13 protein-coding genes and 1 pseudogene are annotated in these 12560 nt (G+C 50.6%); 4 read left to right on the plus strand and 10 right to left on the minus strand.

Annotated features, from left to right (window positions below):
* Positions 1–165: 165 nt before the first annotated feature.
* The 4 genes and pseudogenes from R6H26_RS15605 to R6H26_RS15620 all read right to left on the minus strand — a co-directional run.
* A pseudogene (locus R6H26_RS15605) lies at positions 166–366 on the minus strand (DUF5615 family PIN-like protein); the annotation flags it as partial.
* A gap of 13 nt (positions 367–379) precedes the next feature.
* Entirely contained in the window at positions 380–1606 is a 1227-nt protein-coding gene (locus R6H26_RS15610) for an RNA-guided endonuclease InsQ/TnpB family protein (RefSeq protein WP_404783167.1), read from the minus strand.
* 129 nt (positions 1607–1735) lie between these two features.
* A complete protein-coding gene (locus R6H26_RS15615) occupies positions 1736–2230 on the minus strand; it encodes a DUF433 domain-containing protein (protein ID WP_404783568.1) in 495 nt (164 codons plus the stop codon).
* 119 nt (positions 2231–2349) lie between these two features.
* Entirely contained in the window at positions 2350–3501 is a 1152-nt protein-coding gene (locus R6H26_RS15620; RefSeq protein ID WP_404783570.1) for a tetratricopeptide repeat protein, read from the minus strand.
* A gap of 64 nt (positions 3502–3565) precedes the next feature.
* On the opposite strand from R6H26_RS15620, the gene R6H26_RS15625 reads away from it, so the two are divergent.
* Positions 3566–4915, plus strand: coding sequence for an IS1380 family transposase (locus tag R6H26_RS15625; protein ID WP_404783571.1), 1350 nt, complete (start codon positions 3566–3568; stop codon positions 4913–4915).
* 135 nt (positions 4916–5050) lie between these two features.
* Here the strand turns inward: R6H26_RS15625 and R6H26_RS15630 are convergent, their stop codons facing one another.
* The 5 genes from R6H26_RS15630 to R6H26_RS15650 all read right to left on the minus strand — a co-directional run bounded on the left by R6H26_RS15630 (position 5051) and on the right by R6H26_RS15650 (position 9093).
* Complete coding sequence (locus R6H26_RS15630; RefSeq protein WP_404783573.1) at positions 5051–5395, minus strand: hypothetical protein; 345 nt, start codon at positions 5393–5395, stop codon at positions 5051–5053.
* 52 nt (positions 5396–5447) lie between these two features.
* Positions 5448–7118 carry a hypothetical protein gene (locus tag R6H26_RS15635; protein ID WP_404783575.1) on the minus strand — a complete coding sequence of 557 codons (1671 nt, stop codon included), beginning with the start codon at positions 7116–7118 and terminating at the stop codon, positions 5448–5450.
* An 88-nt stretch (positions 7119–7206) separates the two neighbouring features.
* Positions 7207–7842 (minus strand): hypothetical protein, encoded by a 636-nt coding sequence (locus R6H26_RS15640; protein WP_404783576.1) that lies wholly within the window; start codon positions 7840–7842, stop codon positions 7207–7209.
* 30 nt (positions 7843–7872) lie between these two features.
* Positions 7873–8756, minus strand: a protein-coding gene (locus tag R6H26_RS15645; protein WP_404783577.1) for an IS630 family transposase whose coding sequence is annotated in 2 segments (ribosomal slippage) — positions 7873–8427 and positions 8430–8756 — 882 coding nt in all. Because the reading frame shifts where the segments join, the coding sequence is not laid out codon by codon here.
* On the minus strand, positions 8737–9093 hold the full coding sequence (locus tag R6H26_RS15650) for a M48 family metalloprotease (RefSeq protein WP_404783579.1): 357 nt from the start codon (positions 9091–9093) through the stop codon (positions 8737–8739). The genes R6H26_RS15645 and R6H26_RS15650 overlap by 20 nt, the downstream gene beginning before the upstream one ends.
* A gap of 639 nt (positions 9094–9732) precedes the next feature.
* On the opposite strand from R6H26_RS15650, the gene R6H26_RS15655 reads away from it, so the two are divergent.
* Complete coding sequence (locus R6H26_RS15655) at positions 9733–10080, plus strand: septal ring lytic transglycosylase RlpA family protein (protein WP_404783581.1); 348 nt, start codon at positions 9733–9735, stop codon at positions 10078–10080.
* An 85-nt stretch (positions 10081–10165) separates the two neighbouring features.
* Here R6H26_RS15655 and fabG read toward each other — a convergent pair whose 3' ends face one another.
* Positions 10166–10909 carry a 3-oxoacyl-[acyl-carrier-protein] reductase gene (fabG, locus tag R6H26_RS15660; protein ID WP_404783583.1) on the minus strand — a complete coding sequence of 248 codons (744 nt, stop codon included), beginning with the start codon at positions 10907–10909 and terminating at the stop codon, positions 10166–10168.
* Positions 10910–11175: 266 nt separating this feature from the next.
* On the opposite strand from fabG, the gene R6H26_RS15665 reads away from it, so the two are divergent.
* Both R6H26_RS15665 and pheS read left to right on the plus strand, forming a co-directional pair.
* Positions 11176–11427 carry a hypothetical protein gene (locus tag R6H26_RS15665; protein WP_404783584.1) on the plus strand — a complete coding sequence of 84 codons (252 nt, stop codon included), beginning with the start codon at positions 11176–11178 and terminating at the stop codon, positions 11425–11427.
* A 77-nt stretch (positions 11428–11504) separates the two neighbouring features.
* Positions 11505–12506: a phenylalanine--tRNA ligase subunit alpha gene (gene pheS, locus R6H26_RS15670; protein ID WP_404783586.1), complete on the plus strand. Its 1002-nt coding sequence runs from the start codon at positions 11505–11507 to the stop codon at positions 12504–12506.
* Positions 12507–12560: the final 54 nt, after the last annotated feature.

Below are 12560 nucleotides of genomic sequence, written 5' to 3' on the forward strand. Positions count from 1 at the left end.
GGCATTCATGTGAATCGTTTTAGTAATAATAACGATGAATGTTGAGTTGCGTTTCTTTAGCATTGCGTTGAGTTTCCATAGATAATCTCGCCCGTGTTTTGGCCTTCTGGCAAACTAGCGGCCTTTTGGCGATCGCCTTTTGCTTTTTGGGTTTAGCGAATCAGGTTAGATAAACTCAATTTGTCCAGCCATGTCTTCTGGATCGACCCACTCCCAAATTAATACAAGGGTTTTGACGATTTCCCCCATAGTGCGGCTCCCCTGGTGACAATAGGTAATTCCTGAATGAGGGACATTGGCTTGATGAAGTTTCAAAAAATCGTCATCCTGAGTGAAGATAACCCGTTGTTGTCCGTAAGCGAAAGCAAGCTGTTGTGAATTACCCGACGTTCACCTGAGTACAGGTAGAACGCGGGCTTCCCAGCTCAACCGCAACAGCCTCGACAGTAGTGGATTTGCGTCCATACCGCTTTGGTCTTACATCGCGTCCTTGGGCAGTAGCGCTGATTCCCAACGCCAAGATCCGTAAGCCTTCATTTCTGATATTGATGGCTGCATTCACATCTCGGTCATGACGCTCATGACAATAAGGGCATTCAAACGACCGAACAGACAAATCCATCTTTGGAACTGGCAGCAACGTCAAATGACACAAGTGTGACGATGGGAAAAATCGCCCAATCTCTAGGTAGATTTTTCCGTCAAATTCAGCCTTGTATTTGAGCATGGTACAAAATGTCGCCCAACCTGCATCGCTGATTGCTTTAGCAAGATTGTGATTTTGGACCATATTTTTGACTGCCAGGTTTTCTACAACAATAACTTGGTTCTCGTTCACTGTCTTACGGGACAGCTTGTGTAGAAAATCAGCGCGCACTCTCGCAATTTTAGAATGCACTTTTGCCACTGCAAGTTTTGCTTTGCGCCGCTTGTTCGTGGTTTTATCCTTTTTACGGGATAGTTTGCGCTGTTTACGTTTTAAGTTGCGCTCATGTTTTTGCAGATGCCTGGGATTCTGATATTTTGAGCCGTCTGATGTGACAGCAAAATCAATTAACCCCAAATCAATCCCAATCGCCTTCCCTTCACTACTGGGTTCTGGCTTTTCAATGCCATCCTCAACCAATAGAGAAGCGTAATAGCGACCATCTGGCATTCTGGATATCGTCACCGTTCTCAGCTTCCCGGAAACATCGCGATGCACCTTAGCCTTTACAGTCCCTAGATTTCCAGGAAACTTAATTTCAGTTTGGCTGAGCACTTTGACATTTGCGGGATATTGCAGGGATTGACGATCAAACTTACTTTTGAAGGTTGGGTATTGGGCTCGACCATCAAAGAAGTTGATGAATGCCTGAGACAAATTCAAAACGGATTGCTGAAGACATTGAGAATAACAAGTTTTCAACCAATCATGCTCAGCCTTCCACAACGGAATTTGTTTCTTCATGTCAAAGGCAGAAACCCCTTTCCCCGTCTCTTTATAGGTCAAGGATATGACTGCAAGAGACTGGTTCCAGACCCAACGAACACACCCAAAGGCTTGAGCCAAATGAGCTTGCTGTGCATCTGTGGGATAAAGCCTGATCTTCACTGCTTTCAACATATTCACATATTATCACACTCATTAAATTGCGATAATATAAAAATAAGTGATTTTGCGAGACATTATTTGTTCGTCTCGGCACTGTTACCTTCTCTCGCCTCCGGCATTGCTCAGGCAACGTACCTCGACTCACGCGTCTCTCATCCCGTCGCTCGCCTGGATACAGGTAGAGCGCGGGGCTTCCCGCCTACAAGCTAAATCTGAGGCTCCCATCAAATTTTGTTCAGGTGTGGTGGTTACATCAATGGCTCGTCTCCGTAAGCCTTCAGCCACAGCATTGCTGACGTTCTCGTCAAGATGGAACTTAATCTGCCCTGACATTTCTTTCCCTGAGTTTGCGTTGCAGGATGGAGGGCGTTTGGGCTGCCAGTTGGCTGGCGAAGGCTTCGCTCTCGTGGATATCTCGGCGAATTTCGTCAAATGGTCATAGTAATAGGTTAGGGCAGCGTGAACATCAGCCAGGGTAATGCTGGGGTAATGGTAAACAATGTCGTCGGGGGACATATTGAGGTGTTCATACCAAATCACAATGTCTTGCACACGAATACGATGATCGGCAATGCGGGGCTTGCCGCCGCAGACATCAGGGGTGATTTGGATGTGTTCTAAGATAACGGTTGTCATGGGGGTGGTGGGTTGAGAGTAAAAAGATGAGCCTTGATTCCTCTAGTTTACAATGATGATTTAGGCTTGAACTAGCGCGATGTTAACGGCGTGTGCGTTTATGCTGAAGTTGCATTTCCTTAACACTGTGGAGAGCTTCCGTAGATAATCTCGCCCGTATTTTGGCCTTCTGGCAAACTTGCTGCCTTTTGGCGATCGCCCTTTGCCTTCGATACTTCCCCCAGTTGTTCGAGTGCTGTTGCCCGTGCCAGATAAGCAGCCTTCCATTTCGGATTGTTTTGAATGGCTTGCGAATAATCGGCGATCGCAGCTTGATACTGTTTCAGTTCTGCATGGGCTTTACCTCTCTGAAGATAAAGGGTTGAGGCCAACCACTGGGATTGAGGGACAAACTTGATGGCTTGGGAATAGTCTGCGATCGCCCTGGAATAATCTTTCAGGGCAGCACGCAGATCGGCACGGCTTTGGTAGGCCAAAAAATTGCAGGGTTCGAGCTGAAGGACTTGGGTGTAGTCGGCGATCGCGCCTGCATCATCATTCACCTTTCTGCGAGATTCGGCCCGATTGAAATAGTGGCTCGTTTTGGTGGGCTGGAGCTGAATCGCTTGGGTGTAATCGGCAATCTCCGGCTGTGAGTTTCCCATCTGCGCCCGGATCCGCGCCTGCCAGGTGTAGGTGCCTGCCACGTCAGGATAGACATTATCTGGATTCTTCTGTTTGATTCGTCGCAGTCGATCGATATCGGCCAGGGCCGCACTATAGTTCTTGGTATCTTCGTAGAGGAGTGCCCGAAAGTAATAGCTCCATGTGTCCTCTGGGTTAAGGGCAATGGCGGCGGTCCAGTCTTGGATTGCGCCAACCTTATCTCCTCTGCCTTCGCGAAAACTAGCTCGGGAGTTGAAGGTTTTAGCCGTTGGCTCGATCTGTACTGCTTTGGTTTCATCTACCAGTGCGCCTTGGCGATCGCCCAATCGATACCGGACGGAAGACCGCCATAGATAAACCCAAGCGTCGTTGGGGTTAAGCTGAATCGCTCGGTCGAAGTCCTTGAGGGCACCGCGAAAATCATCCCGATCGCTTTGTCGCATCACCCCACGTCTAGCGTAAGCATCCGTAAAGTTAGGTTTGAGTTGAATTGCTTTGTCTAGATCTTGCCGACCTTCGGGTCCGCCTCTAATCTGTCCCCGTTCGTAGTAGGCTTCAGCTCGTTTGGGGTCTAGCTGAATGACTTGCGTTAGCCTGGATAATTCATGAGAGATAGGAAAACACAAGAAAAGAGAGCCTGAAACGGTTTAGAATCAGGCTCTCTAGAGTTTTTAGTATCTCCATTGTGCCATGACAGAGTGTCATTCGGACCTGCCCTACAATTTCCCCACGCCACGCCCTTTAGTCGTTCGATTTTCAGATCTAGAATTAAGCTCAGATGCCGGGATCTTGCTGGCTCGACAAGCAGAAGAGCAGGTTCAAGTGTGTCGAGGATTGTCAGCGTGTATCCAGGACTGGCGCGACCCGAGCAAAATCACCCATAACCTGCATCAGTTGGTCAGTCAACGCGTATATCAAATGGTGGGAGGGTACGAAGATGCCAATGACAGTAACGTGCTGCGCCACGACCCCATCTTCAAGGTTGCCTGCGGACGATCGCCGAGTGTCGGAACAGATTTACTGGCAAGCCAACCCACCATCACTCGACTTGAGAACCACATTGGCAAAGCAGAAGTCGCTGCCATGCGCAGCCGAATGGTGGATGGATTCATCCAACGCTACAAGAGCGCACCCGACGAAATCGTGTTGGATATCGATGGCTGGGACGACCCAACCCATGGGAATCAACAATTGAGCTGTTTCCATGGATACTACGGTCATCATATGTACTTTCCAGTGCTCATCAACGAGGCCAGTACAGGGTATCCGTTGATTTTGCAGTTACGCGCGGGCAATAGTCATTCAGGCAAAGGCGTCGCAGGCATTTTACGCTGGCTATTTTGGCGACTCAAACGCGTTTGGCCGTCTGTGAGACTGATTCTGCGAGGCGATGCGGGATTCTCCTTACCCGAAATCATGCAGGTTTGCGAACGCTCCAAGGTGGGCTATGCCCTTGGCTTTATCCGCAATGCGGTATTGGAGCGTAAAATTGCCGATTTGCTCGAACGGGCAAGATTGCAACACATCCAAACCCAGCAAAAGGCTCGCTTGTTTGACGATGTCTATTACGCGGCACGGACGTGGGATGAACCCAGACGATTAGTCATGAAGGCAGAATGGCTCGACCAAGGCCCCAATCCTCGATTTGTGGTGACCAATCTGGAGCAACCGCCTCAAGAATTGTACGACCACTTCTACGTTCAACGCGGCGGCGACAGCGAGCATCGCATTAAAGAACTCAAACTCGGCATCAAAGCAGATCGTCTCAGTTGCAGCACTTTTATTGCCAATCAGTTTCGTCTGCTCTTGGCTCAAGCTGCTTACATTTTGATGATTGCAATTCGCCAAGCGGCCCATGGAACACAACTGGCAACGGCTCAGGTGGAACGCCTACGGTTGTTGCTCATTAAAGGAGCTGCCAAGGTAACGGTTTCTACCCGACGGATTCTGGTGGAGTTGGCTGCGTTTTGCCCTTATGCCCAGGAGATGCGTCAAATTTCTCGGAACTTATCCCAGTCCCAGTCCCTCAAATTTGAGTAGGCCAAGCCCGTCATAGGATTCTTGTCTCTATTTGTCGGAAATATAGGTGTTTTTAGCCTTTTTGAGCCGATTTGTATCGCTTTTTTGCCTACTTTTACTTTTCATCTCATCCTATAGCTCTAATTTTGGTGAAACTTACAACTCCTCATACACCTCGTGAATAATGCAGGTTAGGTCTTCCTCGGCTTGTGCCCAATTTCCGTCACTTTCTCGAATCCTGTTCAGATCAATGTAGGCGATCGCCCTTTGATAGAGCGCTTCTGCATCTTTAGGATTTTGGCCGATTCTGCGCGAGAGTTTAGCGATCTGTTGGGCGTAGTCTTTTGCTTTCATAGACTCGGTGCTTTGGGCTGGCTTGAGGCGAATCGGGTCGGCGGAGGTGTTGAGAGAGCGATCGGCATCCGCGATACAGGCTGCACAGACAACGCTTAATAGCGCAGTGCCTAGTACTCTGACAGAAATCTGGAGGAAGGTCTGCATTGTTAATCCCTTCCCGCTTGATTTCGCGCGAACGATACGGATGGGCCGATTCCTACCAAGGAACCAGTTTCCAAAGCACGAGGTGAAAGTCGTGGAAGACGAGCTTCGTCTTTTGTTGCTGCTGCCGCTCTAACTTCTGACGAAAAGCATCGGAAGGGTTGAGCAAAAACACATCGCTAAAGCCTGGCGCAATTTTGGGAAGGTTTCGATCGTCTGGCTGGGTGACGGCATCTACGAGCTGAAGCTTCACCTTAGGCTCGAGCTGGCGCGCTAGGGCAAACGTACTGCCGTAGTCGATCCCGAAGGAATTACTGACCAATAACGGCTGCGGTGCGGCGTTAATGAGTTTGGCGAGGATAGGAAGATTGTAATTGATGCCCTTCGTCCAAGCTGTCGTCGCTTGAGTATTAACGATGCAGTAGATCAGGCTCACGCTCAGCACCGCAGCCGCAATCCCCGGCCATAGTTTTTGAGAAAGGAATGTCGGCGCGCGATCGACGCGACTTTTTTGCGATAGCAACTTTTGCGATAGCAAATAGGCCACTGCTATCGGTACGCCCACGTAAAACGGCACGATATAACGACCGGAGACCGAGCGCTGCCCGCCCAACACGAGATCCATCAGCCCCAAGGGCACAAACACGCTGCCAGCCAAGGCGATCGCAAACAGCCACACCCGCAACGGAGTCTGACGGTAGAGCGCATAGAACGCAGCCCCCACCAACCCAATCGAGAGCGGCAGGGCGATATAGGTCGTCCAATGGTCGAACCCAAAATCGCCTTCGGTCAAAATAAACGCCCGCAGGAGGTGCAGTCCCCACGTTTTAAGCAAAATGGGCAGCGGAATGGGGACGGAAGTCCAAGTAGCTCCTGTCACAGACCAACTTTTGGCAATAATCTGGAGCCATGGTAAAAATGCGACAACGCCCAGCGCCAGCGAAACCAGTCCCGACAGCACGACCCGATTGATGCGGAAGCGCTCTACGACGAGGAGGTATAGCCCAAAGGCGATCGCCACAAACAGCATAATCGGCTGGGTATACAAGCTGAGAATCAGCAACCCCGTAAATAAGCCCCAACCTGCCGGGGTATTGAGTCGGATCGCGCGCAGAAAGGCAGCCCCGGACAACAAAATCAAGACGGTCCAGAGGCTGTACTCCCGCGCCTCTTGGGCGTACAGCACGTGGAAGGGCGAGAGGGCAAAAAGGGCGATCGCCATTCCTGAGGTCAAGTTGGCGATCTGTTTTTGGGCTGGGGACGTGGCCGTTCCCCCCGCAAAGAGTTCCTGACACAGCCAGTACGCGCTCGGAAACACCAGCAGGCCGATCGCTGCGGACAAACTGCGGACCGCCACCACCGAAGGTCCGAACCATACCGACCACTGTCTGACCCACAGGTAATAGAGAGGAGGATGTTGGGAATCGTCGATCGCCAGAGAGCGTACGGTATCGATCGCCGTTTTGTCTGGGTTGACCTGCTGGTATTTTTGGAGTGCTTCCACGCCAACAACTTTGCCGTCAAACAACTCCCGGTTCACTTCTATGGCGCTGTAGCCTGAAATCCTGAGAGAGGTAAAGGTCTCGTCGTGCCAATAGACTTGGCGATCGAGATGGGCGAAGCGAAAGAAGATGCCTAAAGCCAGGGCTAAAAGCAGCACTAGGGTTAAACCGTTTTGAGATTTTTGAGCTAGCGTGTGAAGTGTTTTTGACCGGGTTTTCAGCACTATCGCCTCTCCTCTGCCATCCAGTTCGATCCTGGATTACAGAAGCGATGTTTTCGAGTTAAGTTCCGCAGCACTGCTCATGAGCGGGTTAGGATGCCCCTAGTTTTGAGGGACGGGCTGAGTTGAGAAAGGGGGGAATGGGGCAGTCTAAGGCGATGGTTACGGCTCGCAGCAATTCGGATTCGTCTGCGGTCACTTTGCTGTCGAGCAGCACGGTGTGGGCGCAGGCGTTAATGACAGACTGTTTGAGCTTTGGGGCGGCTTGTCGCAGGCGTTCGATCTGTTGCGCTAGGGTTGCTAAGGTCCACTCGGGCGGTACGTCTGGGATCGACTGGGCAGTTGCGCCGGGTAGCTTAAAGGCACCGCAGCGGAAGGCATAGGCGGATCGCCTCGGGTTTTCCATCCCCCGCGCTGGCCAACGCAGAGAGCACCGCCAAGACGTCGAGCCAGATCTGCGCCGGGGTTTCGAACTGGATTGACGTTTCGCGATGGGAAATAGGGACGCATCCAGTCGCCGTTGGAGCACCAGAAATAAGACAAATTCTTCCAGAGACCATTCGCCATCGGCATTGGCAAAATGTTCCGGCGTAACGGTGCCCACTTGCCGCACCACTTGTTCTGGTTCTGGCGCGAGAGAAGCCTCTGAAACTCCGGCAAAGCCCATCGTGCCAGAGCGAATCGTACTGCTCGTCTGCAATTGCGCCGCGCCGCCGCTTACCTTCACCCCTCGAATTTTTTTAATCCGCTTATAGCCCTACGCAAATACGTTAGGACAGTTCTTAAAAGCGGCATCGACACAATCGCGAAAGCAGTCAAATTCATCCCATCGTTGCTTCATCCAGTTTTTGAGTACAAACCACCAATTCTCAATCTTGTTCAAGTCTGGGGAATAGGCAGGTAGATACCAGATCTCGCATCCTGCGGCTGCCACCATATCATCAATCGCTTGAGAGGAATGGAAGCTTGCATTATCAATGATGATGATATCCCCTTGGTTCAATTGTGGGAGCAAACAATCCTCTAGCCACATCTCAAATAAGTCTCGATTGCAGGTTCCATCAAAAGTCATTGGTGCAAAGATATCTTTTTGTCGCAGTGCAGCAATCCAACTGACGCGTTCGGTGCGCTTGCCTGATTTAAGTGCATGGAAACGTGCTCCTACCTCACAATACCCATAAGCGTAGTCTTCTCGATTATCTGTTCCTGCTTCATCGACATAGACGAGCTGTTGAGGCAGTGTGGTCTTTAATCGCTCCTTAAAGGCGTCTCGCTGAAGTTCATCGCGTTCTCGGTACCCGTAAGTCTTTTTTTTCGACTCAATCCAATCTTTCGAAGGGCATCACTGATGTTTTGCTGACTCACGTTGTCTCCCCAGAGCTTTGCCATTTGCGCTTGGGTCTTCTCTCCATGCTGTTTTGCAAATTCACGAAACCGTTCCCAGTCTGTGATTTTATGGCAGCAGCCTTGTTGATAATGGGTAATGGCGTGACAGTGACCCACTTCTTGTTTTCGTTTAAGCCATTGGTCCAGGGTATTTCGACTGATGTTCATCATCCGAGCGACTTTTGTTTTCCCTTCTCCTCGCTCCACCGCAGCGATCACTTTTTGACGAAAATCTTCACTGTAAGGGGATGGCATTAGTGCTCCTGGCTTTGCATTTTCTCCTAAGATACGTCCTTAGACGACCTCGTAGGGCTATAAATAGGGGCGGATGGGTGGCAAACCAATCTCCCGCCCAGGCGAAACCCATGGCGTTGCTAAAAAACATGTGGCTCGCGGCTTGAGCGTAGGGCGACCTTAAACGAGAGCCAATCTTCGTCACTTTTTCGAGCGTACCCACAATACCGTTAGGGTTGCGCGTAAACTGAACTGCCGAAGCATCAGCTAAAAACTCGCGCTGACGGGACACAGCACTTTGAATTGAGAGACCGAATAGGAACCCCATCCCCCCAATGCCGACTAAAACAAAACCCAAGGCGTACACGCTGTGGTGGCGACCATAAGATTTTTGACAATAGTTTGTTTTTTATGGAAGGGCTAACTCGACTGGAATTGGGCGCTGAGATCCAGAATTCAGAAATGCGACTTCAGTCCGCATCAAAAATCCACTCGCCCATTTATTGCCATTCTGTGAAACACCTCGCGCGCAGTCATTTCGCGCGCCAATTCATGCGTTTTTTCTGCTTTTCAAAGACGAGAAGACCCATTATTGAACCACTTTAGACACCCCTAGAATTACATTTTTTGATTTTCTTTCCGTTCAAACATAAGGAGATGTAATCGTCGAGGGACGTTTTCAATCCGGTTTGCATCCCGCGATCCCGACCGTCAATGTCATTTCTGGATTTGAGAGGCCACATTTCTTAATGCATCTATCTAGACGCATTAAGTCGATCTCGACAGAAATGTCAGGAAAGCCTGACTAAGTATTTATACCTTTTCGGACAAAATCAAGACATTTGAAAACGCTCAACTCTATAACCCTAGGGAGCTGAGTTGAAGTTTGACGCACAGATTGTCTGGATTGGCAAGGCCGAAAATATATAATTTGACGTCCTTTTGGAAGCGCTGATACGGTTGACGGGTCGAGAGTAACTGTTGTCAAAAAACATTCATGCTTAAGAAATCACTCACTCTGTTCGCGATCGCCTTTTCTGCCTACATTCCCTTCGCGCCCTTAGCCGCCAAGGCCGAGACAACCGCAACCTACTACAGCAGCGCCTACGTTGGTTCTCCCACCGCTTCTGGCGAGCCTTATAGCGAAGGAGCTTTTACCGCAGCCCACCCTTCCTACCGATTGGGCACCGTCGTACGAGTGACAAATTTAAATAACGGTCGTTCCGTAACCGTCCGCATCAACGACCGCTGCAATTGCGGAATCGATTTGAGCAGAGCAGCTGCCGGACAAATTGGTCTTTTAAGTTCTGGCGTCGCACCCGTTACAGTCAGACCCCTGCGATAGCAGCGAACAAACTAAACCCCTACTCTACACGCTACGCATCCTGGATTAGGGGTTCAGTTATTTTACCAACAAGATTTCCAAAGACCTAAGCCATGACCATGCCGCCATCTACGTTGAAGGTTTGGCCCGTGATGTAGGCAGCCGCTGGATCGGCGGCCAAGAATTTCACCATTCCGGCAATCTCTTCGGGCTTCCCGTAGCGTCCGAGCGGAATGAATTTTAGAATGTCGTCGGCTTTCAATCCTTCTGTCATATCGGTTTCGATAAAGCCGGGAGCGACGGCATTTACCGTAATGCTACGGGTGGATAGTTCTTTCGCAACGGTTTTTGTAAACCCGATTACTCCGGCTTTGGCCGCGCTGTAGTTGGCCTGTCCGGGGTTCCCCATTTGTCCCGCCACGGAAGCAATGTTGATGATGCGGCCCGACTTCTGCTTTAGCATAATTTTGCTGATGGCTTTAGTACACAAAAACACTCCCGTCAGGTTTAAGTCGATCACGGCCTGCCATTCTTCCAAGCCCATCCGCAGCAATAGGGTATCGCGGGTAATCCCGGCGTTGTTGACCAACACATCGACCCGGCCCCACTTCTCCATCACGGCTGCAATAAAGCCATCCACTTGGTCGGGCTTAGAAACATCGGCCTGAAGGGCGATCGCCTGTCCTCCCATTCCCTGAATGTCTGCTGCCACCGCTTCTGCGGCGGCACTGGAACTGGCATAGTTAATCGCGACCGACGCGCCTTCTGAGGCCAAGGCTAAGGCGATCGCTTTGCCAATACCGCGAGAGGCTCCGGTTACAATCGCAACTTTATCTTGCAATGCTTTCATATACGCTACCTCTCGTCCGGTCAAACAAAACTGCTCAACTATCTTAGGATATGGCGAGACCCGCTCGACCCCACGGACTGGCATGCTTTCCAGGAATGTTCGATCTCGGATAGAATGTGGGAAGAATTTAGGAAGCGCATTATATCGTCTAAAGGAAATATTTCAATAGACTGTTGCGAAATTGTTAGAAATGTTACAGACTGACCGTAATGCCTGAGTAACAATACCTAAATTCAAAAAACCCTTCACTACCCTAGGGGGAGTTTATGCAACCATATTGCCGTCATAGAGCTGAAAAGGCGCTTGAGTCCCATTGGCAGCGCGCTGTGAGTCTTAAGGAGAGCACGACGTTGGTCACGGCTTTAATGAATCCTCAAGCCTCTGCAAGCCACGTCTTCTTAATGGAAAACATTGAGATGCATATGTCTCAAGCAGCCAAAGTTTACGAAGAGCATGCCCCCTATACTTGTCACTGCGATGAAGCGGTTGTAGAAAGCTCTGCTCCAATGGCCGCTTAGGGGTTGTGTCGGCCAATAACAGCCTTGTCGCAATGGGTTAAGATCGATACCGCCCAGATCCACTTAGCCCCCCTACTATGTCAACGCTGCTGAGTAATTTAGAGCTTCAGTTAACGACCTTACAATCCGAGGCGCAATCTGCGATCGCCGCCGCCGCCACCCTCGATGCCTTAGAGCAGTTGCGGGTGAGCTATCTAGGCAAGAAGGGCGAACTGTCCCAAATTTTGAAGGGGATGGGGAAACTGGAACCCGGCGATCGCCCCCACATTGGTGCCATTGCCAACGATGTTAAAGAGCTGGTCCAAACCGCCCTCGAACAAAAGAAAGTCGACCTCCAATCCGCTCAGATTCATGCCAAGCTCGAATCTGAGACCTTAGACGTGACCATGCCGGGGATTTACATGCCTCAAGGGCGCATCCACCCGCTCAATGCCATGATGGATCGCGCCTTGGATATTTTTGTGGGCTTGGGCTACACCGTCGCCGATGGCCCTGAGATGGAGACGGACTACTATAATTTTGAGGCGCTGAACACTCCCCCAGACCATCCTGCCCGCGACATGCAGGATACCTTCTACCTGCCGGACGGCAATCTCCTCAGAACCCATACGTCTTCCGTACAAATTCGCTATATGGAAGAAAACGACCCGCCCATCCGCATCATCGCGCCGGGGCGCTGCTATCGTCGCGATACGGAAGATGCAACCCATGCTGCAGTATTCCATCAGATCGAGATATTGGCCATCGATGAGGGGCTGACCTTTACCGATCTCAAGGGCACGATCGAGATCTTTTTGGAAGAGATGTTCGGATCTGTTCCCATCCGTTTTCGAGCTAGCTATTTCCCCTTCACCGAACCTTCCGCTGAAGTGGACGTGCAGTGGAACGGTCGGTGGCTGGAGGTGTTGGGATGCGGGATGGTAGACCCCAACGTACTTAAAATTGCTGGTTACGATCCTGAGGTTTATACGGGGTTCGCGGCTGGTTTTGGGGTGGAGCGGTTTGCCATGGTGCTCCATCAAATCGATGATATTCGTCGGCTTTATACCAGCGACTTGCGGTTCTTAAACCAGTTCTAGAGAACCCCGCGCGCGAATGGCGCTCCCGTTTGTTTGCACTGTTCGCCAAAAATC

Source organism: Altericista sp. CCNU0014, assembly GCF_044923475.1.
GTDB lineage: Bacteria > Cyanobacteriota > Cyanobacteriia > Thermosynechococcales > Thermosynechococcaceae > JAAURS01.

Bases quoted from the DNA above. Each gene is read 5' to 3' on its own strand.
- R6H26_RS15610 (WP_404783167.1), bottom strand. From the start codon at position 1,606: ATGTTGAAAGCAGTGAAGATCAGGCTTTATCCCACAGATGCACAGCAA.
- R6H26_RS15615 (WP_404783568.1), bottom strand. From the start codon at position 2,230: ATGACAACCGTTATCTTAGAACACATCCAAATCACCCCTGATGTCTGC.
- R6H26_RS15625 (WP_404783571.1), top strand. From the start codon at position 3,566: ATGACAGAGTGTCATTCGGACCTGCCCTACAATTTCCCCACGCCACGC.
- R6H26_RS15630 (WP_404783573.1), bottom strand. From the start codon at position 5,395: ATGCAGACCTTCCTCCAGATTTCTGTCAGAGTACTAGGCACTGCGCTA.
- R6H26_RS15655 (WP_404783581.1), top strand. From the start codon at position 9,733: ATGCTTAAGAAATCACTCACTCTGTTCGCGATCGCCTTTTCTGCCTAC.
- fabG (WP_404783583.1), bottom strand. From the start codon at position 10,909: ATGAAAGCATTGCAAGATAAAGTTGCGATTGTAACCGGAGCCTCTCGC.
- R6H26_RS15665 (WP_404783584.1), top strand. From the start codon at position 11,176: ATGCAACCATATTGCCGTCATAGAGCTGAAAAGGCGCTTGAGTCCCAT.
- pheS (WP_404783586.1), top strand. From the start codon at position 11,505: ATGTCAACGCTGCTGAGTAATTTAGAGCTTCAGTTAACGACCTTACAA.